This window comes from Desulfosporosinus sp. Sb-LF (assembly GCF_004766055.1).
Lineage (GTDB): Bacteria > Bacillota > Desulfitobacteriia > Desulfitobacteriales > Desulfitobacteriaceae > Desulfosporosinus.
The window spans coordinates 62164-86827 of sequence record NZ_SPQR01000013.1; the positions used below are offsets into that span (position 1 = coordinate 62164).

The 24664-nt window shown below is 42.1% G+C and carries 23 protein-coding genes and 2 tRNA genes; 21 read left to right on the forward strand and 4 right to left on the reverse strand.

The features are described 5' to 3' along the window. The first annotated feature begins 2 nt into the window (after window positions 1–2). The 6 genes from E4K68_RS16820 to hgcB all read left to right on the forward strand — a co-directional run bounded on the left by E4K68_RS16820 (window position 3) and on the right by hgcB (window position 7185). Complete coding sequence (locus tag E4K68_RS16820) at window positions 3–530, forward strand: UvrB/UvrC motif-containing protein (RefSeq protein WP_135380077.1); 528 nt, start codon at window positions 3–5, stop codon at window positions 528–530. Next, window positions 523–1560, forward strand: coding sequence for a protein arginine kinase (locus tag E4K68_RS16825; protein WP_135380078.1), 1038 nt, complete (start codon window positions 523–525; stop codon window positions 1558–1560). Before E4K68_RS16820 ends, E4K68_RS16825 begins: the two co-directional genes overlap by 8 nt. 207 nt (window positions 1561–1767) lie before the next feature. Beyond that, complete coding sequence (locus E4K68_RS16830; RefSeq protein WP_135380079.1) at window positions 1768–4209, forward strand: ATP-dependent Clp protease ATP-binding subunit; 2442 nt, start codon at window positions 1768–1770, stop codon at window positions 4207–4209. Window positions 4210–4272: 63 nt separating this feature from the next. Next, a complete protein-coding gene (gene radA, locus E4K68_RS16835) occupies window positions 4273–5661 on the forward strand; it encodes a DNA repair protein RadA (protein WP_135380080.1) in 1389 nt (462 codons plus the stop codon). Window positions 5662–5855: 194 nt separating this feature from the next. Further along, on the forward strand, window positions 5856–6863 hold the full coding sequence (gene hgcA / locus E4K68_RS16840; protein ID WP_135380081.1) for a mercury methylation corrinoid protein HgcA: 1008 nt from the start codon (window positions 5856–5858) through the stop codon (window positions 6861–6863). A 22-nt stretch (window positions 6864–6885) separates the two neighbouring features. Next, the gene (gene hgcB, locus E4K68_RS16845) at window positions 6886–7185 is read left to right on the forward strand and encodes a mercury methylation ferredoxin HgcB (protein WP_135380082.1); all 300 of its coding nucleotides are present in this window, start codon (window positions 6886–6888) and stop codon (window positions 7183–7185) included. Between the two features lie 100 nt (window positions 7186–7285). On the opposite strand, the gene E4K68_RS16850 is transcribed toward hgcB, so the two are convergent. Further along, window positions 7286–7804 (reverse strand): nitroreductase family protein, encoded by a 519-nt coding sequence (locus tag E4K68_RS16850; RefSeq protein ID WP_135380083.1) that lies wholly within the window; start codon window positions 7802–7804, stop codon window positions 7286–7288. Window positions 7805–8021: 217 nt separating this feature from the next. On the opposite strand from E4K68_RS16850, the gene E4K68_RS16855 reads away from it, so the two are divergent. The 9 genes from E4K68_RS16855 (at window position 8022) to E4K68_RS16895 (ending at window position 12492) form a co-directional block, all read left to right on the forward strand. After that, the gene (locus E4K68_RS16855) at window positions 8022–8363 is read left to right on the forward strand and encodes a DsrE family protein (RefSeq protein WP_243450414.1); all 342 of its coding nucleotides are present in this window, start codon (window positions 8022–8024) and stop codon (window positions 8361–8363) included. Window positions 8364–8389: 26 nt separating this feature from the next. Beyond that, window positions 8390–9658, forward strand: a complete 1269-nt coding sequence (locus E4K68_RS16860) for a double-cubane-cluster-containing anaerobic reductase (RefSeq protein ID WP_135380084.1) — start codon at window positions 8390–8392, stop codon at window positions 9656–9658. Next, window positions 9655–10395 (forward strand): acyl-CoA dehydratase activase, encoded by a 741-nt coding sequence (locus E4K68_RS16865; protein WP_135380085.1) that lies wholly within the window; start codon window positions 9655–9657, stop codon window positions 10393–10395. The genes E4K68_RS16860 and E4K68_RS16865 overlap by 4 nt, the downstream gene beginning before the upstream one ends. Before the next feature lie 62 nt (window positions 10396–10457). Then, a tRNA-Gln gene (locus E4K68_RS16870) sits at window positions 10458–10529 on the forward strand. An 8-nt stretch (window positions 10530–10537) separates the two neighbouring features. Then, window positions 10538–10612 (forward strand) — tRNA-Glu (locus E4K68_RS16875). Window positions 10613–10696: 84 nt separating this feature from the next. After that, on the forward strand, window positions 10697–11035 hold the full coding sequence (locus E4K68_RS16880; RefSeq protein WP_135380086.1) for an iron-sulfur cluster assembly accessory protein: 339 nt from the start codon (window positions 10697–10699) through the stop codon (window positions 11033–11035). Between the two features lie 100 nt (window positions 11036–11135). Continuing rightward, window positions 11136–11315, forward strand: a complete 180-nt coding sequence (locus E4K68_RS16885; protein ID WP_135380087.1) for a rubredoxin — start codon at window positions 11136–11138, stop codon at window positions 11313–11315. 253 nt (window positions 11316–11568) lie between these two features. Beyond that, a complete protein-coding gene (locus E4K68_RS16890) occupies window positions 11569–11775 on the forward strand; it encodes a hypothetical protein (RefSeq protein ID WP_135380088.1) in 207 nt (68 codons plus the stop codon). A 495-nt stretch (window positions 11776–12270) separates the two neighbouring features. Continuing rightward, entirely contained in the window at window positions 12271–12492 is a 222-nt protein-coding gene (locus E4K68_RS16895; protein WP_135380089.1) for a YdbC family protein, read from the forward strand. Between the two features lie 194 nt (window positions 12493–12686). Here the strand turns inward: E4K68_RS16895 and E4K68_RS16900 are convergent, their stop codons facing one another. Both E4K68_RS16900 and E4K68_RS16905 read right to left on the reverse strand, forming a co-directional pair. Next, on the reverse strand, window positions 12687–14027 hold the full coding sequence (locus E4K68_RS16900) for a sigma-54 dependent transcriptional regulator (RefSeq protein ID WP_135380090.1): 1341 nt from the start codon (window positions 14025–14027) through the stop codon (window positions 12687–12689). Further along, a complete protein-coding gene (locus tag E4K68_RS16905) occupies window positions 14002–15573 on the reverse strand; it encodes an ATP-binding protein (protein ID WP_135380114.1) in 1572 nt (523 codons plus the stop codon). Before E4K68_RS16905 ends, E4K68_RS16900 begins: the two co-directional genes overlap by 26 nt. A 733-nt stretch (window positions 15574–16306) precedes the next feature. Between E4K68_RS16905 and E4K68_RS16910 the strand changes: the two genes are divergently transcribed. Together E4K68_RS16910 and E4K68_RS16915 are read left to right on the forward strand one after the other, a co-directional pair. Then, entirely contained in the window at window positions 16307–17233 is a 927-nt protein-coding gene (locus E4K68_RS16910) for a sulfite exporter TauE/SafE family protein (RefSeq protein WP_135380091.1), read from the forward strand. Between the two features lie 6 nt (window positions 17234–17239). Next, window positions 17240–17728 carry a DUF1634 domain-containing protein gene (locus E4K68_RS16915; RefSeq protein ID WP_135380092.1) on the forward strand — a complete coding sequence of 163 codons (489 nt, stop codon included), beginning with the start codon at window positions 17240–17242 and terminating at the stop codon, window positions 17726–17728. A 732-nt stretch (window positions 17729–18460) separates the two neighbouring features. On the opposite strand, the gene E4K68_RS16920 is transcribed toward E4K68_RS16915, so the two are convergent. Further along, window positions 18461–18814 carry a CGGC domain-containing protein gene (locus tag E4K68_RS16920; protein WP_135380093.1) on the reverse strand — a complete coding sequence of 118 codons (354 nt, stop codon included), beginning with the start codon at window positions 18812–18814 and terminating at the stop codon, window positions 18461–18463. Window positions 18815–19320: 506 nt separating this feature from the next. On the opposite strand from E4K68_RS16920, the gene E4K68_RS16925 reads away from it, so the two are divergent. The 4 genes from E4K68_RS16925 (at window position 19321) to E4K68_RS16940 (ending at window position 24650) form a co-directional block, all read left to right on the forward strand. Beyond that, window positions 19321–20223, forward strand: a complete 903-nt coding sequence (locus E4K68_RS16925) for a DUF2156 domain-containing protein (RefSeq protein ID WP_135380094.1) — start codon at window positions 19321–19323, stop codon at window positions 20221–20223. Window positions 20224–20263: 40 nt separating this feature from the next. Next, on the forward strand, window positions 20264–21154 hold the full coding sequence (locus tag E4K68_RS16930; protein WP_348982870.1) for a GNAT family N-acetyltransferase: 891 nt from the start codon (window positions 20264–20266) through the stop codon (window positions 21152–21154). A 444-nt stretch (window positions 21155–21598) separates the two neighbouring features. After that, complete coding sequence (locus E4K68_RS16935) at window positions 21599–23320, forward strand: TerB N-terminal domain-containing protein (protein WP_135380095.1); 1722 nt, start codon at window positions 21599–21601, stop codon at window positions 23318–23320. 4 nt (window positions 23321–23324) lie between these two features. Then, window positions 23325–24650, forward strand: a complete 1326-nt coding sequence (locus E4K68_RS16940; protein WP_243450415.1) for an ATP-binding protein — start codon at window positions 23325–23327, stop codon at window positions 24648–24650. Window positions 24651–24664 lie beyond the last annotated feature (14 nt).

The window sequence follows — 24664 nt, forward strand, 5'->3', positions numbered from 1 at the left end:
GTATGCTTTGTCAACATTGCAAACAGCGGGAGGCAAAGGTGCAGTTATCTAAAATAGAGAATGGATTGCCCCATGATGTGTATCTTTGCGAAGTTTGTGCACAACAAACGCACGAAGTAAGTTTTATATTTAACCCCGCGATTGTTCCGGAATTTTTACAAGCCTTATTTGGGTTTAATCTAACGTCCGTAGAACAGCCTAATGAAATGGCTTGCCCGAAATCTTGCCCGAAGTGTGGAATGACGTTTGCCCAAATTACTCAAGCCGGAAAGCTGGGATGCAGTACATGCTATGAAACCTTTGAAGCCTATCTTGAACCGTTACTTCGCCGAGTACATGGTGGTGGACAAAATGTAGGCAAAGTTCCAGCAAGACGTGGAGTTGTCATTAAACGTCGCATGGAACATAGAAAACTAAAAGAGAAACTTCAGGTTTTGATCCAGCAAGAAGCGTTTGAGGAGGCTGCTGTGGTAAGAGATCAGATTCGGCAAATTGAGCAAGCTCAGGAAGGGGGAAGCCAGGATGCGTAAGGAGCTTCTTTTACAACACAGCGCGTGGATGACTGAGACCGATTCTCCGGTTGTCATCAGTAGCAGGGTTCGTCTAGCGCGCAACCTTGAGGATTTTCCTTTCCCGCACGTTTTAAATCTAGAAGGCGCTGGTCAGATTGAACAGACTGTTTCAAAGGTTTTAACTGAGATAAAGGTGGACAATGGGCCCTTATCCTACCTATCCTTAACGGAGCTAAACAGCGTGGAACGTCAAGTGCTGATTGAAAAACATTTAATCAGTCCGAGTTTGGGCGGATTGTCCGGAGCGCGAGGTGTGGCGTTAGCTCATGATCACCGATATGCGGTGATGGTTAACGAAGAAGATCATTTAAGAGTTCAAGTGCTTTTGCCTGGAAATCAGCTTCTAGAGACCCATCGCTTAGCTACAGAGCTCGACGATGCGCTGGAGGCAAACCTTGATTTTGCTTATCGGGAAGGGCAAGGGTATCTCACGTCTTGCCCAACGAATGTGGGCACAGGGCTTAGAGCTTCGGTCATGGTTCATTTGCCTGGGTTGGTCATAACAAAGCAGGTGCAACAGGTTCTGGGAGCTTTGACACACTTAGGTCTAGCCGTGCGGGGTCTATATGGAGAGGGTTCTCAAGCCTTTGGACATATGTTCCAAGTCTCCAACCAAATTACCCTTGGGAAAAGTGAAGAAGATATTCTAACTCACTTGGAAGCGGTAACAGGACAAATTGTAGAACATGAACTACGGGCCAGAGACCTTCTCCAAAAACAAATGCCGATATTATTAGAAGATAAAGTCTGGCGGGCAAGAGGGACTTTGCAAAATGCTCGACTACTCTCGTCAGAAGATGCTATGCATTTATTATCCCACGATCGCTTGGGGTCGGACATGGGGTTATTGCCCAGGATTAAAGATAGCTTTGCCTCATTGATTGTTGAATCCCGTCCTGGGTGTTTACAATATATCCTCGATCGGGAACTTGATCCCGGTCAGCGCGACGAAGAACGAGCGCGACTGATAAGAGAACGGGTCGCATGATCTAAAGTTGAAGGCGTAATGTACAAAGCACAATTTCTGTTTTGTGACCTCAATATTTGGCAGAATAGGATGACTTTGTTTCCATTAAGTTGACCTTTGGGGTTTTGGGGCTTGAAATACGAATTTCGGGCTTGAACCTACTCGATGATAGATTTCGATACTAGATTAGTAAAGATACAAGCTCAACTATGAAAGGATGAAGAAATAATGAAGGGTCGTTACACTGAACGTGCAGAGAAAGTCTTAGCGATAGCCCATAACGAAGCCAAGCGGATGGGACATCCCGTGGTTGGGACGGAACACATTTTGCTGGGACTGATTCAAGAAGGCGAGGGAATTGCTGCTCAGGCATTAACAGGCATGGGCTTAGATCTGGATAAGATTCGCAGTCAGGTTGAACAAATCACTGGAGTTGGTCAGCCTAACAACGGAGAAGTGGCGTTTACACCGCGTGTCAAAAAGGTTCTAGAGTTGGCGAATGAAGAAGCACATCGCCAAGATGTCAATTATATCGGGACAGAACACCTTCTCTTAGGTTTAATCATGGAAGGGGAGGGAATTGCAGCCCGCATTTTAGCAAACCTCAATGTGAGTCCGGAAAGAGTATGGAAACAAGTGGTTAAACTTTTGGGTGGAGAATTGGATGAATCAGCGATCCCTGCGTCCAATGCCATACCGACGTCGAAAAATGCTGGTCCTGCGAATACACCCGCGCTCAATGAGTTTGGAAGGGATCTTACACTGCAAGCTCGCGAAGGTCGCCTTGACCCAGTGATTGGAAGAGAAAAAGAAATTGAAAGAGTTATCCAGGTCTTAAGTCGACGTTCGAAAAACAATCCAGCCCTGATTGGGGAACCTGGTGTCGGTAAAACAGCCATAGCTGAAGGATTAGCGCAGGGAATTGTTAGCAATCGGGTACCTGAAACCTTGATTAACAAACGAGTGATTACGTTAGACCTTTCGGCGATGGTCGCTGGAAGTAAATACCGCGGTGAGTTTGAAGAGCGCTTGAAGAAGGTTATGGAGGAGATTCGCGCGGATGGAAATATTATTCTATTCATTGATGAATTACACACCCTTATTGGAGCAGGGGCTGCAGAAGGTGCGATTGATGCGGCGAATATTCTAAAACCTGCCTTGGCCCGAGGTGAGCTTCAGTGCATCGGGGCCACAACCTTAGAAGAATACCGGAAATACATTGAGAAGGATACGGCTTTAGAGCGCCGTTTCCAACCAATCACTGTGGGTGAACCGACTGTCGAAGAGGCCATTCAGATTCTTTTCGGGTTACGAGATCGTTATGAGGCTCATCATCGGGTGAAGATTTCAGATGAAGCGATTGAGGCAGCGGCTCGACTATCCGATCGGTATGTCGCCGATCGATTCTTACCAGACAAAGCTATTGATTTAATGGATGAAGCCGCATCACGAGTTCGTCTCGCTAGTTATACCACACCGCCTGATTTAAAATTACTTGAAGAAGAAACTGGACGCCTAAAGAAAGAAAAAGAAGCGGCGGTTTCCAGCCAGGAATTTGAGAAGGCGGCGCAAATCCGTGATCAAGAACAAAAACTCCGTGTAGAGCTTGCTGAACAACGAGAGCAATGGCAGAATCAGCGTTACAAAGACAATGCGATGGTTACTGAAGATGATATAGCTCAGATTGTGGCGAGCTGGACGGGAATCCCTGTTAAGAAGTTAGCCCAGGAGGAAAGCGAACGCCTCCTGCATTTGGAGGAACTCTTGCATCAACGGTTAATCGGACAGGAGGATGCCGTTACAGCAGTGGCTAGGGCGGTCCGCCGCGCTCGGGCAGGATTAAAAGATCCCAAGCGCCCAATAGGCTCCTTTATCTTTCTTGGACCAACAGGGGTCGGGAAAACTGAACTAGGTCGTGCCTTAGCAGAAGCAATGTTCGGGGATGAAAAGGCATTGATTCGCATCGATATGTCGGAGTATATGGAAAAACATGCGGTCTCTCGGTTAGTAGGAGCGCCTCCGGGATATATCGGACATGACGAAGGGGGTCAACTTACTGAATCGGTAAGACGTAAACCCTACAGTGTGGTTTTGCTAGATGAGATAGAAAAGGCACATCCTGAAGTGTTTAATATTTTACTGCAAGTACTTGAAGATGGGCGGCTAACAGACACTAAGGGAAGGACCGTCGATTTTCGAAATACGGTGATCATCATGACTTCCAACGTGGGATCGTCCTTCTTGAAGAAGGAAGCAATGGGGTTCGCTCCGAAAAAAGATGAGAAAACTGATTATAAAAATATGCGTGGACATGTTATGGAAGAGCTTAAGCGCTCTTTCCGACCAGAGTTCCTAAATCGTATTGACGAGTTAGTAGTTTTCCATTCCCTCCAAGAGGAACATTTGGAGAAGATCACGGAAATCTTGATGAGCCAGGTAAACAAACGGTTGAGTGATCATGGCTTGGATTTACAGACTGAGAAAAGTGCCATTAAATTGATTGCTAAAGAGGGAAATGATCCGGTTTTCGGAGCTCGTCCAATCCGGCGTGCCATCCAACGTTTGATCGAAGATGCTCTTTCTGAGAAAATTATCGAGGGAGAATTTAAAGCCGGTGATAAGATCGGCGTTGAAGCAGTAGATGGGAAAATGAAGTTTTCTAAGAAGTAAACGGTGTAGTAGGGGCAATTCATTAATTGCCCCTACTACAATTTGAGATGGAGCGTTGTATGTATGAAGACCAAGATGATTTACAGATGTTCTAATTGCGGATCAGAAAGCCCTAAATGGATGGGTAAGTGTCAAAGCTGTGATTCTTGGAATACCTATGAAGAAGTAATAAGTCAACCTAAAACGACATCTTCAAAGAGTCAAAGAAAGACATCCGCCAAGAGATTATCTGAGGTTTTAGCGGGAAACAGTGATCGGATTGTGACGAGTATTCATGAATTTAACCGAGTTCTGGGTGGGGGAATCGTTCGAGATTCCATCATCATCTTGACTGCAAGGCCAGGCGCAGGAAAATCAACGTTGCTCCTGCAAGTGGCCGATGATGTTGCTTCTAAAGGATACAAGGTTCTATATGCTTCTGCCGAAGAAAGTGACAGTCAAATTAAAAATAGGTCAGACAGAATCCTAAATGGAAGTAGGAGCAACATCTGGTTATATTCGGATACAAGCATGAATAACGTTCTTGATTCGATTGAGGAAATAGACCCAGATTTGATTATCATCGATAGTATCCAAACCTTTACTCTCCAAGAGCACAATTCCCGCCCAGGCTCACCCATTCAGACGATGGAGTGTGCTAACGAACTCTTAAAAGTAGCAAAGAATAACAGCCGTCCCAGAGCCGTAATCATGGTCGGGCAAATGACGAAAGATGATGAAATAGCCGGACTACGGGCCTTAGAGCATCTTGTCGATGCTGTGTTAATCTTGAACGGTGAAAATGGGGAAGAATTGCGGGGAGCCTGGTGCTCCAAGAACAGATTCGGGAGCACGGGCGAAATAGGCTTTTTCTCCATGACCGAACAAGGGATGTTATCGATTGACAATCCATCTGAGTTTTTTATGACTCAAAGAGGAGAGGGACAAAAAGTTTCAGGTAGTGCTTTAGCCGTCATCAAAGAGGGGACACGCCCGATTATCGTGGAAATTGAAAGTCTGGTCTCGAAGTCTTTTACACCCTATCCGTCAAGAATTGCAGAGTGCTTGAGAAGAGATCAATTAAATACTCTGATTTCGATTTTGGAACAAAGAGGGAAGATTAATCTCTACGATAAAAATGTTGTGATTAAAACCACAGGTGGGCTTCAACTTAAAGAACAAGCGGTAAGTTTGGCCATCATTATGTGTATTGTTTCCTCGGTGAAGGATAAAGCAATTCCCAATGACACAGTGTTTGTAGCGGATGTGGGACTTACTGGGGAACTCAAAAAGGTACCTTCGATTGAGGCACGTATAAGAGAAATAGATCGGATGGGATTCAGACGTGTCTATGTCGCAAAAAATACAGTCAGAGATGTAGCGAGGTTTAAGAATCTGGAAATCATAGAGCTCAACACGTTGTATGATGTGATTATGCACTTGAATATGAAGACTGTAGCTAAGGATCAATAGGATGGCTTCTAATGTTGATAGAGCGAACCTCATAGTTAATCGTCTCAATAGCTGGACCCGGAAATGGTTATGTAGGCAGGCCTGAGTGTTTTTGATCTCATCAAAGAGTTAGGAATTATGAGGTTTGTTGAGATCCGTATATAGTTATCCCATAATACTATAGAGTTATCGTTATTTAGTAGGGGGTTAGAAACATGGAGATAACGTTGAGAGAAACTAAAATTACGCAAACATCCACTCACTTGATGGCGAGTGATATTATAGGTTCATGGAAGGCCCGTTGGGGAATTGGTCGAATGAATTATAGGGTTGAGCCTGGCCTTTATAGCGTGGGAAAACCTGACAGTAATTCGCCTGTCTTGGTTTCAGCTAATTACAAACTCAGCTTCGATATGTTAAGAAAAGAATTAACGGGATTGGATGTCTGGATTTTAATCCTCGATACTAAGGGGATTAATGTGTGGTGTGCTGCGGGAAAGGGTACATTTGGAACGAATGAGCTATTGAACCGTATTACACTTGTTCAACTAGGGAAGGTAGTTTCTCACAAAACGGTTATTTTGCCACAGTTGGGGGCACCGGGGGTGAGTGCTCACGAGGTTTCAAAGTATTCGGGTTTTAAGGTCCTTTATGGCCCGGTGAAGGCAAAGGATATAAAGGAATTTCTCAATTCGGGAATGAAAGCTACCACTGACATGCGGACGGTCAAGTTCGAAGTCTACGATAGACTGGTTTTGACGCCTATAGAATTGGTCGGTACTTTTAAAGTTTCTTTAATGATTTTTGGCATACTCTTTATCTTAAATCTCCTTGGCGTGGGACCGTTTGGTGGGGTTGATCTCTACGCCTATCTGGGCGCCGTCATCGCAGGATGTGTTTTAACCCCAATCTTGTTGCCCTGGGTCCCTGGCAGGGCTTTCTCCTGGAAGGGTTGGGTCGTAGGATTTATTTGGGCCGTCGCAGTGAATGTACTTAATGGTTGGAATGGATGGACGGCTGTACCACAATATGGTTTATTGAGAGCTTTGGGATATCTGCTGATTTTGCCGTCTGTATCAGCGTTTTATGCCATGAACTTTACCGGATCTTCGACGTACACTTCCTTTTCAGGAGTTTTGAAAGAGATGAGAATAGCAGTTCCAGCGATAGTCATTTCTATTAGCTTAGGGATCGTGTTGATCCTGATTAACAGCTTTATTTAACCTAGTAAGGAGTTGATTTTCCATGAGGCATCAATATTTAAAGAATGTTACGACGTTGAAACTGAAGTCGGATAGGTGTAAGGGCTGTGGAAAGTGTCTTGAGGTTTGTCCGCATAAGGTATTTTCTTTAAATAATGGCAAATCAGATATCGTCGATATAGATCGATGCATGGAATGTGGTGCGTGTGTTAAAAACTGTCCGTTTAATGCATTAGAAGTAAAGCCAGGTGTTGGTTGTGCTTTCGCGATCATTATGGGCTGGCTGACTGGAACTGAACCGAGCTGCGATTGTTCGGGTGACAACGGCGGAAGTTGCTGCTAGCTGGTCAGATGGCATACAAAATAATTAAGTCCCATGCTAACAATTTGTAGCATGGGACTTTTTGAATACTCCTAGTAACCTTATTCTACTAACTTTTTTATTAGAACGTCTCATACCAAACCGTGTTATCAATACTCTTGCGTAAGGTACTATGTCTCTCCGAGGATACTGGTTCGCTGGCTGAATATCCTATTGCTAAAATATTTAATGGCTCGAAATTATCGGGTAGTTTAAATTCGTCTCGTATAATTTTCTCATTAAAATAACAAATCCAACACGTTCCCAGTTCTAGCTCTGTCGCTTGCAACATCATATGATCAGTTACAATGCTAGCATCAATCTCAGCGATATCTTTACCATCGTGGGGCCTTTTCCATGAAACACTATGGTCAGCACAGATGATCAACGCTAGAGGTGCCCCATATACATTGGCGCCTTTGGCCAGTTTCTCTAATCCCTCTTTCTCTCGAATAACAAGGATCCTTTGGGGTTGAGTATTTGCGCCAGTAGGAGCAATTCTACCTGCCTCAAGGATCTTTTGTAATTTTCCCTCGTCGACCTTTTTGGGTCCATACTTACGTATTGAAGATCTTTTTTTAGCCAATTCCAAAAAACTCATTTGCAATCACCCTTTCAGATATTAGCAATTATTATAGCAGAAATAAAATCAGATATGAAATGTGAGTACCATGAGTACTGAAATGGGGCAATGAACTTGGCAAAGAGAAGAAATTAAGGATATCTCAGTTATCTCAGAAATTCTAAGATAACTCTTTTGCGCATAGGTATTTAGTGATAAACTGGTATAAATAAAAAATTATAGTTGGAGGCAAGATATGATGTCATTTGCTTACTTAATCACCTCAGATACCATTGGCCATCAAGATTCGGAACTGGGTAAACGCCTGATGCACAGTTTCTTCATTAAGCTCTTGGAGGCTGCTGAGAAACCATCCCATATTCTCTTTCTCGAAACTGGTGTTAAGCTTCTATTACCCGAATTTACGGCTGTTGATGCCCTGAAGATTTTAGCGGAGGAATTCGGTGTAACACTGTTGGCCTGTGTAACCTGTCTAGATTATTACGGTATCAGGGATAAGATCGAGGTCGGTGAGGTTTCCACCATGCACGAGATTATCAATGTTATGCACCAAAGCAATAAAGTGATACATATTTAGAGAGTCGAAACGAGGAGGAAAAAAGAATGGATAACAGAGAATTATGGACAGCCCTGGGGATGGATTTAGAGAAACATGATGATTTCCTGGCCCCTATTCCAGAGGTTTATACGAACTTATTTTTAAATCGGCCTAATCGTCCGAAAGCGATGGGGTATTTTGACATGGTAGTTGGAGATGTGCATGGGATTCGCGTGCACGAACTTTATGCCATGAAGGAAGCGGGAGCTAAGGTATTCTCGACCTTTTGCGTCTATGTTCCAGAGGAAATTGTCGTGGCAACAGGGAGTGCCAGCATTGGATTATGTGCTGGGGCCCAGTATACGGTCTCTTCAGGAGAAAAAGTCTTGCCTCGCAACCTTTGTCCGCTGATTAAGTCCACTATGGGCTTTAAACTTGATCGAATTTGTCCGTATTTTCAAATCTCCGATTGGGTCATCGGGGAGACGACGTGTGACGGAAAGAAGAAAGCGTGGGAAATTCTCAATGAACACATCCCGACCTATGTGATGGAGCTCCCGCAAAAGAAAGAAGCTAAAGACGCCCGCCTATGGGAAGAGGAAGTGCGTGAATTTGCCTCCTTTATTGAGCGCGAGACTAAGGTTGACTTAACTGCTGAGAATCTTGCCCAGGGTATCCAGACGATTAACAATAAACGTCAAGCACTTCAAAGGTTAGCCAATCTGAGAAAACATAACCCAGCCCCTATTCAAGGCTTAGATGTTCTGCTGATCAATCAACTCTCCTTCTTTGACGATCCAGTGCGCTTTACTGCTCAAGTCAATGCTCTGTGTGACGAACTAGATGAGCGAGTTAAGGCGGAGATTGGAGTGGCACCTGCTGATGCACCTAGGATTTTAGTGACGGGAACTCCGCAACCGCTTCCAGCTTGGAAACTTCATGCTTTAATCGAACAAGCCGGGGCAGTCGTCGTTGGAGAGGAAACTTGCACGGGAGAGCGCTATTATAAGGACGTCACTGAGTCTGCGGAGAACGTATCGGATATGCTCGCTAATATTGCTAAGCGCCCCTTAAAGGTGAATTGTGCTTGTTTTACGCCAAATCAAGGACGTATGGAAGACATTACTCGCATGGCCGAAACTTTAAAAGCCGATGCCGTGATTGATTTTACCCTTCAGTTCTGTCAGCCCTATGGCGTGGAAAGCTATTTTGTGGGTAAGGAAATGGAAAAGAAAAAAATTCCTTTCTTGCGCTTAGAAAGCGATTTTTCTGAAGAGGATCAGGGGCAACTCTTGACCCGAATTGAAGCCTTAATCGAGATGATTCGCGCATGAGGCAAGCAGGGTTAGACCTTGGCTCGGTTAATACGAAGTTGGTTGTCTTAAATAATGGGGAACGAATTTACAGCCGAGTCATACCCTCCCGTTTCGATTCTGTCCAAGCGGGTATAACCTTATTAAAGACCTATGTCGAAGAACACGGAGAGAAACCTGACAAGCTCGTGGTCACAGGGTATGGACGAGTAAACTTTCCAGAGGGTCGGGTCATTACAGAAATTACTTGTCAAAGTAGAGGGTGTCACGCCTATTTTCCAGATAATGCGCACATTCTCGACTTAGGGGGGCAAGACGCTAAGGTAATTAAGAAAAATGCCGAAGGAAGAGTCGTTCAGTTCATTATGAATGACAAGTGTGCCGCCGGAACGGGGCGTTTTTTGGATGTTATCCTTAAGGGATTGGATCTAACGACGGAGGAGCTGGATTTAGCTGCAGAGGCTAAGCCAATGCCTATCAATTCGATGTGTACGGTTTTCGCTGAATCGGAAGTCATTACCCTGCTTGCCAAAGGGATTCCAAAACCCGAGGTGATTGCAGGTCTCTTCAAAAGCACGGCCAAACGTCTCGCTAATTTTGTCGAGTCTGTCGGACATCCCGATGATTTAATTTTCACGGGTGGAGGCGCACATTATGGTCTCCTAGTCCACTTTCTTGAACAGGAGTTAAAGGCGAAGATTATAATACCATCGGAGCCTGAGTTAACCGCTGCTTTAGGCGCAGCATCCCTTGCATAAAAATAACGGTAGCACTTGCTTACCGATTTGATTATGATTACCGGTCGAAAGGCAGTCGGTATTCCGGGATGGTGGTGGTAGCACATGTGTTTCTGGAGCATATAGCCTGGGTTCGAATCCCAGTCCCGGAGCCAAAACACAAGGCCCCATGGTCAAGCGGCTAAGACGTCGCCTTCTCAAGGCGAAATCAGGGGTTCGATTCCCCTTGGGGATACCAAATGGTTTTAAAGAATCATCAATTCATTGTTTGGTAGAAAACAAAGGTTGGTGATTTTTAGCAATAGAAAAGGAGGACAACGGAATGGTTAATATTACAGAACTCGCAGCACAAAAGGTCAAAGAGGTGCTAAAAATGCAAAATAAAGAAGATGCATTTCTTCGTCTCTATCTTGCAGGGTCTGGTTGTAGTAGACCGAATTTTGGCATGACTCTGGATGAATCCAAAATGGATGAAGATATTCTTGACGAAGAATTTGGTGTTAGAATACTCACGGATCAAAAACTTTCTATTTATTTAGAGGGAGCCATCATTGACTTTGTCGAGGCAAATGGCAGTGGGGGTTTCGAAATACGTACGGCAAAGATCTCTGATGGCGGAAGCTGTGGTGGAGGTTGTGGTGGCTGCAGCGGAAGCTGTTAATATGGCAGGAAAAAGAGAGCCCGATTTAATTTGAGGCTCTCTTTGATTATTGGAATTTCTATTACTTAATGATAAAATCAGATAAGGAGGTGGCATAGAAATGAGTGAAGAAGAAAGTAAGCTGTGGCAATGCCAGATGCAAAGTTGTGGATATATTTATAATTCCGAAAAAGGCTGTAAAAAAAGTAAGATACCTAAGGATGTTCGCTTTGAGGAATTGCCTGATACTTGGAGATGTCCCTTATGTGGGGCTGGCAAAAAGATGTTTAAACCTGTGTAAGTTTCAAGGCATCCGTTTATTGGGTGCTGTCTTATGCTTATAACTACCTATAACTGGAGGATAAATGTTATAAGAGAAGAACTCTTGGTTCTAACATCCATAAATTCCTTTTTATTACACTTTGAAACGTAAAAATTATTGTATTTTGTAAAAAATGATTTATTATGATGAGGACTTTTTAAAGTGCAATGAAGCCTTCAGAAGAGCATTACTTTTCTAAAGGCTTTTTTCATATGTTTGAAAGGAAGATCTGATGCATAATAAGACAGAAGAAACCAACACATTTTACCAACCAATCATCTCCGTTGCCAAAAAAATCATAGGGATTGAAAGTTTAGCAAGAGGGCTAGATAAGCTAAAAGGAACAGTTATTTCTCCTCTTGAAAGTAATAAAACAGAGGATTTCGATGATTTGCTTGTGGAAGTTGTTAACAAACAAGAAAACCGAGTTAAGCATTGAATGTGCATATATACTTGATGAACAAGGCGTTCAGGTCAGTAACACAATATTTAGTAGTGCTGACAGAAAGTATCGTCAAATACTAATGTTTTATCCGGCCGTAAAAGGTGCAGATAACTCACTAAAGAAATATTATTATAAACTCATGAATTCTAGAGAGCGTAAGTATCTTTCTAACCCTTATGTGTCCCATGCGACCGGGAATGTTTGTATAACGGCGACTAGCGTTTTCATGCAAACTAATAATAAAAACTATATATTATGTGTAGATTTGATACATGAATTATAGCCAAAAGGTAACAATAAAGGGCGATTAGCAAAGTCTCAATATGGACGTGAGATTCCATAATGTTAAAGTAAGCCTTATTAAAATGATGAATCAACTTGACAGCGAGCTCAACAAATTGATTTATTCCAATGCGTGGATAATGTTATGGAGCAGATCAGATGTGTCAGAATGAGAGCCGCTAATAGTTTTAAAATGGGGGTAATAATATGGCAGAAATCAAATTCGAAATCAAAGAAACCATTGGTGTCCTTTCACAGTCAGCAAAAGGATGGTCTAAGGAGCTTAGCCTTGTAAGTTGGAATGACAAAGAACCGAAGTATGATATTCGGGAATGGTCGCCCGATCATTCGAAGATGGGGAAGGGTGTAACATTAACCGCGGAAGAGTTGCAAAAGTTAAGGGATCTACTGAATGGAATTAATCTTTGAATTGCAATTGTAAAAAATAGCACTTGCTTAAGCGACAAGTGCTATTTTAATAGGCTGGTGCCGCCAATCAGCGAGGTGTTATATACCAAATAATCTAAATGGATTCACCCCCGCAAAGTTTCCCGTTTTATACAGCCTTTGAAAAATGGTCAGCGATATAAATAAATAATGGCGGTTAAGATGAAGACGGTAAATTATACACCATATTTTTTCAGACGATAAAGTAGAGTCGGACGAGAAATGCCTAAATATTTAGCGACCTTTGTCTGGTTATTATTATGCTTTTCCATAGCCTTGATAATAAGGTGTTTCTCCAACTCTTCTAATGAGAAACCACCCTCTGTAAGGCTTATTACAGGCGTTATAGTTTCCTCTGAGTTATTAAGTAATTCCTTGGGAAAATGGACTGGCTTAATTTCAGCGCCCTGACAAACAATGAGCGCTCTTTCAATCGCGTTCTGAAGCTCTCTTATATTACCAGGCCAGTTATAGCGAGTTAGAACTTTCATCGATTCTGAGGAAATTTTCTTGCTGCGGGAAGGATCAAATTTTTCAAGAAAATGATTAACCAGAAGGGGAATATCTTCTTTCCTTGATCTAAGCGGCGGCATAATGATATGCAGGACATTTAGTCGATAATAAAGGTCCTCCCTGAAGGCACCATTGGCAATGGCCGTGGTAAGATCTACATTCGTGGTGGCAATGACTCGGACATCGACATGGATGGTTTCAGTGCCTCCAACTCGTTCAAAACACCGTTCCTGTAGTACCCTCAGTAACTTCGCCTGCATACTGAGTGGCATTTCTCCGCTCTCATCCAGGAAAATCGTTCCCTTATCAGCAAGTTCAAATCGGCCCTTCTTTTTACTGGTTGCCCCTGTAAAGGCACCTTTTTCATGGCCAAATAACTCGCTTTCTAACAGTTGTTCTGGAAGGGCCGCACAGTTTACCGCTACAAAGGGCTTATCAGCTCGGTTGCTAGCTTTATGTATTTCCACAGCAGCGACTTCTTTGCCAGTTCCACTTTCTCCTGTTATCAGAACAGTTGCACTCGTTTTCGCAACCTGTTGAACTAAGAGGGCAACCTCTTTCATAGCCTCACTCTGGCCAACAATTTTCCCGTACTTCTTACCTAATTCCTGACGTAGAAAATCAACCTGGTTTTCTAAATTAGAGAGATGTAAGGCTTGCTTAACATGTACCTTTAATTCCTCTAGCTTAAAAGGTTTCGTAATGTAATCCGTGGCCCCAATTTTCATGGCTTCGATTGCAGTGTCAATGGTGCCGTGGGCGGTAATCATAATGACAGGTATGCTGAAGTTTATTTTTTTAATCTCTTTTAAAACCTCAATACCATCAATGTCTGGCATCTTTAAATCCAATATTACCATCGAGGGTTCGTTTTTTTGGGCCAAGTCAATCCCTTGTAAACCTCTTGTGGCAGTGGCTACCTGATAGCCTTCATGACTTAGTGCCCTCTCGAGGGCCCAGCACATTCTTTCTTCATCGTCAATTACCAGAATTTTCGGTGTCAAGAAGATCACTCCTGTCGCAAAATTGTGGAATTACGGGAAGATTAATGATAAAGGTTGATCCCTTGCCCAGGCCACTATTCACATCGATCGTTCCACCATGCAGTTGAATACTTTGATAGGATATCGATAGTCCTAGACCGGTGCCTGTTTTCTTGGTCGTGTAGAAGGGATCAAATATTCTTAGCGTTTCCTCTGCCGGGATGCCCTCTCCGGTATCTGAGAAACTGATCATAATCATGTTGTCAGTTTCTTTTGTTATTATTTCTAATTTGCCACCTGAAGGCATAGCTTCGGCAGCATTTACAATGATATTGACAAAGACCTTTTTTAGCTTTTCGGTATCGGCTAAAATCTTAGAAAGGTTGCTGTCAAGCTGCAATTCAACACTTACCTTCTGCCCTCTTAACATCGCTGCTGAAAAAGAGAGGACTCCCGTGATCAAATCGTTGACGGAACACTCCTTAATAGAAACTTTGGTAGGACGTCCAAAGTCCAGGAGTTCTTGAATTTCCATGTCCTGACGGTCAACCTGTTCGTCTATGGCCTTTGTAAATTCCTCGATACCACTTACTTGCGAGTATTCTTGCTTCATAAGTTCGACTAAGGTTTTGATAATACCGATAGGGTTACGCAATTCATGAGCCACACCCGTTGCTAAACGACCAAGCGCAATAAGGTGTTCGGATTGCTTGAGTTGGTCTTCAAGCCGTTCCTTTTCGCCTAGGCCTACAGCCATCCTGTTGACGGCTTGGGCTACTTGCCCCAGTTCACCCGACATCTCAGGCAACAAGTGATGGATATCTTTCTCCATACTTTGTAATCCCAGCTTTAAGCGGTCGACCCCTGTGGTTAAATTTCTGATGATTAAAAGGGTACCAATCATAACTAAGGCTAGAACGCCAAGCATGAAATAACGTAGTAGTTTCCGAAAGTAATTACTCTGGTAAAAGAAGGGATTAAGTCGCTCCTCAACCCACATAACGGCGACTACTTTCCCTTTTAGTACAACTGGAGAAGTGTACTCAACGACCTGATCATCCCAAGAACCAGAAATCCGAAAGAGTGGTCCGTTATCCACCTCGGTCGCTATCAGGCCTGGTTTAGCATTGGCAAAGATTTCTCTCTCCCTCTGAGCTTCTTCTTCCTGCGAGAGGTTACGATAATTATGTAGGAAACCTAATACCGTAATCTTCTCTGTACGAGGAACATATAGACCGAAACGGATGCCTGGATTTGCAGGAATTTGGGGTTCTACGGCCTGGGTAAACTCATTAGTAAGGATGGCTAATGAGATATCTTGTGGCGGCCCTGACCAGCTTAACTCTAAATTTCTCGAAAACTCATTGTTTGTACTTTTGACCAAGGCCTCCAGTCGCTGCTCTTTGTCCAAGAATACAACTTCATCCGTCCGTGAGGCAAAAAAGATGTCGTACATAAAAGCGACTAAAGGTACAAGCATGATTGCTGCTATGATAATCACGATCTGATTCGTAAGGCTATAGCGTTTAAAAAAAGAAAATATTTTTTTATTTCTAATATTGATCATCTCCATATTATGTGAGATTAAAAAATTGAATCATATAATACATAATAGTAATGGCTTTGATGCAATGATAAAAATGCCCAAATTCAAACTAAAAACGGAGTATAGAGACGATAAACCGTTCAAATAGAATTATCTGATCTTTGGGCGAAGTGTATCATTTGATACACTTCTTTTTATTTTAATGAATAAAAGGTTGAATCTAATGGGTTTCTAGGGTTGGTACGCTATTTGCTATATAAAGAATTATATCACAAGGATGATAGGAGGGAAGATAGTAATTTAGTATGGAGAGGCATTCATCCTGGACGTTGCTAAGCACAACACAACCGTAGGTAGAGTCCCCTAGGGTAAGTCTAGATAATAGGGGCGTAAGAATTTTTGAAGGGGGTGATGATATACATTGAATTTCAACGTGAATTGCGAACGATGTAGAGTTCCCTTCAAAAAAGGAGACGTTTACAATTACAGAGGCAATAATCTATGCGAGGATTGCTATGTTCTTCTGTACCTGTTCGACAGGGAAGCTCCCGATGTCTATTTGCCAGATAAAGTACAGCTGCGTCCCAAAATTCCGGTGGCTGTAGGGCGTCGATTATCAACTAAAGGGTAAGTTGATAAGACAAGAGCTAACTAATGGTCTATTGTAAGTTCCGGATTAACGGTCGTGAAAGAAATCCCTTTCATTAGCTTAAGTAATTGATGCAACATGTTTAACCGTAGGAGGTCAAACACAATGATTGAAAATTTATTTACTCATGCCAGTTCATTATTTATAGCAACCAATGTTGCTGTAGCGCAAGCAGCTGGTACACCTGGAGTACCATGGTGGGTGTGGCCTCTTGCCTTACTAGTGACGACCTTTCTGATTGGGATAGTCGCTTCGCTAGCCGGAGTTGGCGGTAGTGTACTGTATGTGCCAATTGTCAGTAGCTTTTTCCCGTTTAACTTCGATTTCATTCGTGGCTCTGGCTTGTTTGTAGCACTTGCATGTTCGTTGTCTGCAGCGCCCAAACTATTAAAACTAAATTTAGCAAGCCTGCGCCTGGTTATTCCCTTAGCTTTAATTGCTTCATCCTCAAGTATTGTAGGCGCATATTTAGGACTTTCCTTACCGCAAAGTATTCTTAAGATTTTATTAGGCGTTTTAATCACAGGTATTGCAGTTCTTTTCATTTTCTCCAAAAACAGTGAGATCCCCGTAATCGGAACTCCTGACCCCTTAACCCGATATTTAAATATCGGAGGTGCATATTTCGAGCCTTCTAATGGTAAAAATGTTACTTGGTCTGTATGGAGACTCCCAATTGGACTGGTACTTTTCTGTTGTATTGGAATTATCGCTGGAATGTTCGGAATCGGTGCAGGCTGGGCTAACGTGCCAGTACTCAACATGCTTCTGGGTGCACCCCTTAAAATTGCTGTTGGCACTAGTATGTCATTGTTGGCCATCACAGACACTTCAGCGGCATGGATTTATTTGAACCAAGGTGCGGTGCTTCCTATCATAACGATTCCATCTGTTTTAGGAATTATGGTGGGCTCGCGGGTTGGTGTTATTCTATTAAAAACTGCTAAGCCGAAATCTATCCGGTATATTGTTATTCTCATGTTATTGTTCGCTGGATTGAAGTCTTTATTAGCAGGATTAGGATGGGGGTAAAAACATATGAGTAGTCAAACATTTGTTCAAAATAATCGTGTAAAAAGTGTCGTAATCAGTCAACCTAAGGCTATTGTTTCCACGAACGTGGAAGTAAGCCCGGAACAGAATAGATATGCTAGTATTTTGTTAGTTTGCTCATGGGCTGGAATCATTGTAATGCTGATAACGTTCCTTCTGTATATGGGTGGCCTTTTTAATCCTCTTGTTAAACCTTCGGACATGCCGCTTTATTGGGGATTGAATGTGCATCAGTACTTGCAGGTTACACATGCACCTAGTGGTTGGGACTGGATGAGATTGATTAATCATGCTGATTATTTAAATTTAGTTGGGTTAGCTTTTTTGGGAATTGTCTCAGTTCTTGGGTATATTTCACTCTTTATAGATTACTCGCGTAAGAAAGATTTTCCGTTCCTCTTAATGGTTGCTTTGGAGATTTTAGTAATTACTTTAGCTGCTTCCGGTATTTTTCGCATCTCTGGGGGAGCGTGATTTTGACAATCGCTAAAGTGTAGGCACAGATAATTTTAGACCAAGAAAGTTTGGTTATATACTTTATTAGTCAAAACAGAATAAGCCCCGAAGAGATGCATTTGCTCTTCGGGGCTTATTCTGTTTTGGCCATTTTAACGACGCTAAACTTAATAAAATTGTAGTGCGTTGTTAGCGAGAAACTATATAAATCACAGAGTTGTAAAATAATTGGTTATAATCTCTTGAGTTGACTATGGACCCAACAAGGGAAATATTGGTTAGATAACTATAGACATAATACTTTCCTCAGTGTTAATCTTTATTTGTATAGTTGTATTAAAAGGAGGTGCGGTTATGGCTGTGGGTTTTATTGCTATCGTTGTCATGGTCGCCGTTTTTGGAATTGTTTTTGTTGATTACAAACAGCAGCATGGAAGAGGCGGATGTAACTAACTCTTAGGGGATGTCTAAACATAATTTCAAATATAGTTTAACTCCGATAAGGAGCAGAAACATAACCAACCCGATTGTGAATTCGTTATTCTTTATTCTTATAACGCACGTACGAATTACTTGGAATATTTTCAGGTCACATACCCAATAAACAATGCCATTCTCGGGCAGGGAGCGGTTTGTGGGATCTCTACCTGCCTGGAGATGCTGAGAGGAATATTTAATGTGTTGGCGAGAAAATAAAAATTTTCTCGTCAACACATTTCGTTTTTTATATTGAAGGGTGGGTTGAGGGTATTAATAATTATGTGTACCTATAACTACTGGCTTGCCGAATTTCCCTTCCAGTTTCGTTTTAATACCGTTGAGGTCAATGGGACAGGCGGAAGTGTTTCTAGCCCTAACTACACAGGTACCGATATGAATAGCATCTATATCTTGTAACAAATAATCAGCCATTTCCATAACTAATCCAACTTTAGGCATAACTAAACCAGGGCAATCGCCACAACCACTGAGACCCGCAATCTGAACGGTGTCATACTTTGCAAATTCACCTTCTTTAAGCGCAGCAGCTTTAAAACACTTCAGGCAAGCAATACAACTGACATCACGAATTTTAGTGCAGGATACAATTAGAATATTAGCCATTAAACAAAGCCCCCTTTATTTAAGTAACTATATTCCACAAGGACATAAGTAATCCTGTATTTACTTAGGATATATTCAGGGGATTTAGTAACTTATTTAGGCAAGTCCTGGCAGTTGGTTTTGAATTTGTAACCGTGCAATATAAAAATTTTATGGAACAAGACCGCTGCAATAGCATTCTGTTAAAAATGAAGCAGAAAAGCTGATGAACGGCTTGTGACGTGAATATTTTGAAGACAATACTGGGCGATTTTTAGTAGAAATCAGCCATAATGGAGATACTGTTGAAGTAACAGTTGAACTGAATTAAACAACGACACATGTCAATCTTAAAGTGGTTGGCATGTGTCATTTAGTCTCTAAAACAAATAATTTTTAAATTAAATTAAAATAAGTATGCCTTGAAGTCTAAATAGTAGTAGAATTATCGGTGTTGATTACGGAGTTTAGTGGTAGCAGATTATACAATATGCACAAGTACTATGATGAATTGTTGGAGTGATAAAATGATTAACTTTAAAGAAATAGAACTAAACGACAAGAATTGGATGGAACCCCTAATTATCAAAGCTGATATGAGTGGTTGTCATCAAAACTTCACAAACATATTTGCATGGTCGGAAATCTATCAATATCGTGTTGCAAGGGTAAATGGTTACCTTGTGGTCAAAGGGGTTATCGATGATTCCCACTATTATTTTTATCCTGCGGGTTCGGGTGATATTAAGACTGTATTTGAGGTCATGCAACATGACGCTGCTTCTTGCGGTCATGAATTTGTATTAGCCGGAGTATCCCCAGAGAATATTGCCGTGCTGAATGGCGTGTTTCCTGATCACTTCGAGTATAAAGTGATGAGAGAAAGCTTTGATTATGTTTATCTTCTGGATAAGCTAGTCACGCTGGCAGGGAATAAACTTCACTCTAAACGCAATCATATCAACAGATTTAATAAGGAAAATAGTAACTGGAGCTTTGAAAAGATCTCATTAGAAAACTTAGCTGAATGCTGGGAGATGAACCTGCAATGGTGTAAAATCAATTCCGGTAATGAGGATGAAATTGCCAAAGAAAGCTGCGCAGTACGTCGTTGTTTTAACAACTTTACCGCTCTTGGCTTAGAGGGTGGACTTATACGTGTAGAGGGCAAGGTTATTGCCTACACGATGGGAGAAAAATTGAATTCAGATACCTATGTCGTTCATATTGAAAAAGCATTTGGAGAGATAGGGGGTGCCTATCAAATAATCAACCGTGAATTTGCTGCTTTTATCCAAGAGAGCTATCCCCAACTGATTTATGTGAACCGTGAGGAGGACATGGGCTTTGAGGGATTACGAAAGGCTAAGTTATCCTACCATCCGGATAAAATGGAGGAAAAATTCTTTGCTACCTATATAGAATTTTAATATAAGTCATTTTTTAAAAAAGCAGATGGAGATTGAATTTATGATGAACGTAGTCAGACTAGCCCAAGAAGGTGAGACAGTTTGTCAAAAAGAACTTTGGAAACGTTGCTTTGGGGATCCTGACAGTTATATCGATTTCTACTATGCCAATCGGTACAAAGAGGACGAAACTGCAGTATTGCTTCATGGTGGAGAGATTCTGGCCATGCTTACGAGAATACCTGTTGAAACGATGACACCGGATAAACGAAGCTTTAACACAGTCATGCTCTACGCTATCGCAACACACCCAGAATACCAGCGAAGAGGTTTTGCTACTCAATTAATAGATTTTAGCAACGAATATCTTAGGTCAGGGAAGAAGGAACTTTCTGTTCTAGTCCCAGCCAATAGGCAACTTGCTGATTTTTATCGAAAACAAGGATACCAGGATGGATTCTACCTTAGGGAGTCCTTACTTAGTCGCGAGGGGGTAGATAGATTACCAATCCATAAATCGTGCCATTGCACGATCACATCGGTAACTCCCGAAGAGTATAATCGCAGACGGAATAAACAACTGAGTGGTAGACTCTTTATTTCGTATGCTGATGGAGATATTGCCTATCAGAAAAAACTGTCACAAAAGTCTGGAGCGGACATCTATGCTGTAGACATTGAAGAAATAAAGGGCTGTTTAGCAGTTGAAAGACTGCCTTCTGACACGGCGCTCATCAAGGAAATCTTACTCCCAGAGGATTTAATGAATGTGGCTATCCAACAGATAGTAAAACAACTGCCTGCCAAGGAATATGTACTGCGCACACCTCCCCATTTAGCCGAGCATTTAGGGGGTTCCGTTCGCCCTTTTGGAATGATTAGGGCACATAGAGAAATCGATTGGGTGATAACACCAGAAGATTTAGGATATCTGGGATTTGCATTCGATTAGTAATACTCGCTCAAAGCCTAAGTCAGCTAGAGGGGAGATCGGTAAGATTTTGGAGAGACGCGTGCTCTCCTTTTTGATGTATAAATCTAAGATATCACCGATTTATTCAGAGAGGCCAACGGACGGATAGAGAAGGGTCGCTGTCCACAGTTATCTAGGAGTATGGCATTGTCCATGGAACGACATAATCTATGACAAAGAATGACGAGAGGGGCGGGACAAACTCCATATTGATGAGATGGAAAATCCACTTATGGGAAGGCCTTTGGGAAGACATACTTGCCTGAATAGATACACTAGGTATTTAGGAACTGCTTAACCGGTAGTTCCTTTCTTCTTAAAAAACGTGGCCGTCCACATACTGTCGGAATGAATTAATGCTATAATTATTAGACAGGGCTGAACACGGGCGGAACTCTACGAATAGAAGGGCGAAGGACTGGAATGATCGATAAACTATTGGACACGTTGGAAAGGTTTAATCTCAAACGGGCGTCTGAACTTATTAATAACAAAACATCTCACCCGCACCCCGCCGGAGATTTATTCTATGATACTGAAACCCTGATTCTGCCAGAATACCAACATGTCAAAACTCCGCTGCCAGTTAAAGAATTTCTGGAAGATATTAAAGGAATGACACTCGGATGTGCGGATTTTCCAAGAGATAATCTTAAGTTTTGCCAGGATTCCTTGGCCTATTCTAGGCAACAGAAGACGCAGGGAAAACCAGTAAAGCCTGTTTTTATTAGGATTCACGAGATCTTATTTGAAGCCCTCAATAACGCCCAAAAGGAATGGTATTTCTACTGGAGAAAAGAAGTTTTGAGGGGTAACTATTTAAGTACAGATTCAGGCTGCGTTTTCATTTTTGTTTACGAATTATTAAATTACACATTTAACGAAAATGCAGCGTTTAATTTAAGTATGTTGGATCGGGTTTGCCTAAATTATCAGGCTAGGCATTGTAATTTAGGTCGTTTTCTACCACGCTGGATTTCCGATTTTTGCTATGAGTTAGGGGAATATGACCTTGAAAAGAAGTGGACTTCCAGGATACGAAACTGTGAATTCTCTGATTATGAGATCCTCAAACAATTTGAGAACAAACTGGAGACAGTTTCTATTACCTTTTGGAAGCGATTTATCAGATCTAATAAAACGAATTTCTTCAAAACAAATAGAAATTTCGTTTATAAAGTCTTCAAGTCTTCAGTTGCGCTCCTGGAAAATGAGTATCAAGCTCAAGGTAAAAATCTCATAGATGCATGGATATTGCTTAATGAGAAGGATAGTTTTGAACGTCGATTATTCCCCAATGCGTTGATAGGCCGTAAGGTTAAAAATAAACCAGAGGCTTTACGAATTCCAACGCTAAAAATGAGAGAAGACCTTACGGCCTTATTTCGTTTGGCAGAAAACATTGCCAGAGTAAAAGCAGGGGAAAAACGCCAATTAAACGTCGATGAAACACTCTTCCCAGAGGGATTTAAAGATACGCTCTTAGAGTTGTTTCAGGATAAAGCGCAACCTTCATTAATGTTTGGAAGTCGCTTTGTAAAAGCCCAAAATAAAGGATCGATGGGCTTGGGTAGCTCGATTCCAGAGCCTCCGGAAACTTTGGAACAAGGTGTGGCGACAATTCCTCTTATTGAGTTTGATTTAGAGCGAATTGATACGTTGGATAAGGAAAGCAAGGAGTTATTAGAGATTTTTGCTCTCCGATATGATGAAGAAGAGGAAGTTGATCATCACGATAAATTAGATTTGGAACGAGGGAATAAATTCCTCGAATTGATGAGCATCTCGGAGAAGGTTAAGAAGGCGAAGGAATCGGAGTCAAGGCGGAAAGAAAAAGAAAAACCCATAAATAGTTTGGCTTCGGTGTTCAAGGATGGAAATTCCGAGGATGTTGAGCCCTTCGTGGCCGAATTAACTGAGTTGGAGCGCGATTTTCTCCTTGGGTTCAAAGATCTAATCAGGGTCAAGCAAGAGGGGATAAACTACCTCAAAACTCGTGGGACCATGATGGGGGTCTTTATCAATACCCTTAATGAGAAATCGTTAGATCATTTAGGGGACAACCTCCTAGAACAAGAGGGAGACGTTATAGTGTTCAATGAAGATTTCAAGCAAGTACTTCTTAAACTTGCTGAGGAGGTATAGGTACGTGGTAGGAAAACTTCGTAAAAAGGATTCCACAGCAATTCTAAACTCGCTTTATGGGGGAGTCGTGCCCAATCGGGGTCTGGAACATATTATGGTCGGTCGTAAAGAAGAGGCTACTCAGATTCTGAACGATTTAGAGACCGTGAAGGACGGAGCCTCAATTATTAAATTTATTATTGGACCCTTTGGCTCGGGTAAGACTTTTCTGCAAGCCCTAATCCAACAAGTTGCTTTCAGCGAAAAGTTCGTGGTCGGCAAGGTTGATTTTGATGCTAATCGCCGACTTTACGGCTCTGAGGGTAAGTCAGTGGCTACTTATTCGGAAATGATGAAAAATCTAGCGGTTGCGACGTCCCCCGATGGAAATGCTTTGCCGATGATTTTGGATCAATGGATCAGTGACGTACAGACCAAAACCATGCAAGAAAAAGGGTATGGTACGGTAACGTATGATAATCCGCAATTTATCCTTGACGTGGAACACGAAATTGCGGAGACCGCGACCAAGATGGATCGGCTCGTGGGTGGTTTCGATTTTGTACGAGTTCTGATGCAATATTTTAAGGGCTTCGTGGAAGACAACAATTCCCTTCAGCGCAGCGCACTTCGCTGGTTGCGAGGGGAATATTCGACTAAAACGGAGGCTAGAGGGGATCTGGGAGTCAGAGATATTATTGATGACTCTAATTATTATGACTACATTAAGGTCATAGCTCAATTTGTCCGGCAAATCGGGTATTCTGGCTTGGTCGTTAATTTCGATGAGGCTATTAACCTTTACAAGATAACTCATCCGCAAGCGAGGGACAAGAACTACGAAACCATTCTCAAGATTTTTAATGATACCTTGCAGGGCCATGTCTCAGGTTTGTATATTATTTTTAGTGGCACACCTGAGTTTCTCGAAGACGAGCGGAGAGGGCTTTATAGTTATGAAGCCATCAAGCGAAGACTGGTTTTAAATAAATTTGAAAGCAACGAGTTTAGGGACTTATCTCAACCAGTGATTAAACTTACTCCGCTTAAACACGAAGAGTTGTACCTTTTGCTCAAGAATCTGGTGGAAATTCACGCGTTTCATTATAATTACGAACCAGGGGTTAGTGGCGAAGAACTCCGTTCGTTTATCATTCGGGAATATTCAAGGCCAGGGGCTTTAGAAAATTTGACGACGAGTGATATCATCCGAACCTTTATTGGTGGATTAAATATTCTGCAGCAGAATTCAGGGTTTGACCGCTCGAAGATTTTTGGTGATCAGGAGGGTGCGAAATCCCTACCTCCTAAAAGCGCGGCAACGGGTCGGTTTAGTTCAGTCAAGATTTAGGTTTAATGGCGGAG

Coding starts and splice junctions, on each gene's coding strand:
- E4K68_RS16895 (WP_135380089.1), top strand. CDS start 12,271: ATGGCAGAAATCAAATTCGAAATCAAAGAAACCATTGGTGTCCTTTCA.
- E4K68_RS16890 (WP_135380088.1), top strand. CDS start 11,569: ATGCATAATAAGACAGAAGAAACCAACACATTTTACCAACCAATCATC.
- E4K68_RS16885 (WP_135380087.1), top strand. CDS start 11,136: ATGAGTGAAGAAGAAAGTAAGCTGTGGCAATGCCAGATGCAAAGTTGT.
- E4K68_RS16855 (WP_243450414.1), top strand. CDS start 8,022: ATGATGTCATTTGCTTACTTAATCACCTCAGATACCATTGGCCATCAA.
- E4K68_RS16930 (WP_348982870.1), top strand. CDS start 20,264: ATGATGAACGTAGTCAGACTAGCCCAAGAAGGTGAGACAGTTTGTCAA.
- E4K68_RS16925 (WP_135380094.1), top strand. CDS start 19,321: ATGATTAACTTTAAAGAAATAGAACTAAACGACAAGAATTGGATGGAA.
- E4K68_RS16905 (WP_135380114.1), bottom strand. CDS start 15,573: ATGATCAATATTAGAAATAAAAAAATATTTTCTTTTTTTAAACGCTAT.
- E4K68_RS16910 (WP_135380091.1), top strand. CDS start 16,307: ATGATTGAAAATTTATTTACTCATGCCAGTTCATTATTTATAGCAACC.
- E4K68_RS16865 (WP_135380085.1), top strand. CDS start 9,655: ATGAGGCAAGCAGGGTTAGACCTTGGCTCGGTTAATACGAAGTTGGTT.
- E4K68_RS16860 (WP_135380084.1), top strand. CDS start 8,390: ATGGATAACAGAGAATTATGGACAGCCCTGGGGATGGATTTAGAGAAA.
- E4K68_RS16935 (WP_135380095.1), top strand. CDS start 21,599: ATGATCGATAAACTATTGGACACGTTGGAAAGGTTTAATCTCAAACGG.
- hgcA (WP_135380081.1), top strand. CDS start 5,856: ATGGAGATAACGTTGAGAGAAACTAAAATTACGCAAACATCCACTCAC.
- E4K68_RS16820 (WP_135380077.1), top strand. CDS start 3: ATGCTTTGTCAACATTGCAAACAGCGGGAGGCAAAGGTGCAGTTATCT.
- E4K68_RS16915 (WP_135380092.1), top strand. CDS start 17,240: ATGAGTAGTCAAACATTTGTTCAAAATAATCGTGTAAAAAGTGTCGTA.
- E4K68_RS16920 (WP_135380093.1), bottom strand. CDS start 18,814: ATGGCTAATATTCTAATTGTATCCTGCACTAAAATTCGTGATGTCAGT.
- radA (WP_135380080.1), top strand. CDS start 4,273: ATGAAGACCAAGATGATTTACAGATGTTCTAATTGCGGATCAGAAAGC.
- hgcB (WP_135380082.1), top strand. CDS start 6,886: ATGAGGCATCAATATTTAAAGAATGTTACGACGTTGAAACTGAAGTCG.
- E4K68_RS16880 (WP_135380086.1), top strand. CDS start 10,697: ATGGTTAATATTACAGAACTCGCAGCACAAAAGGTCAAAGAGGTGCTA.
- E4K68_RS16850 (WP_135380083.1), bottom strand. CDS start 7,804: ATGAGTTTTTTGGAATTGGCTAAAAAAAGATCTTCAATACGTAAGTAT.
- E4K68_RS16825 (WP_135380078.1), top strand. CDS start 523: ATGCGTAAGGAGCTTCTTTTACAACACAGCGCGTGGATGACTGAGACC.
- E4K68_RS16830 (WP_135380079.1), top strand. CDS start 1,768: ATGAAGGGTCGTTACACTGAACGTGCAGAGAAAGTCTTAGCGATAGCC.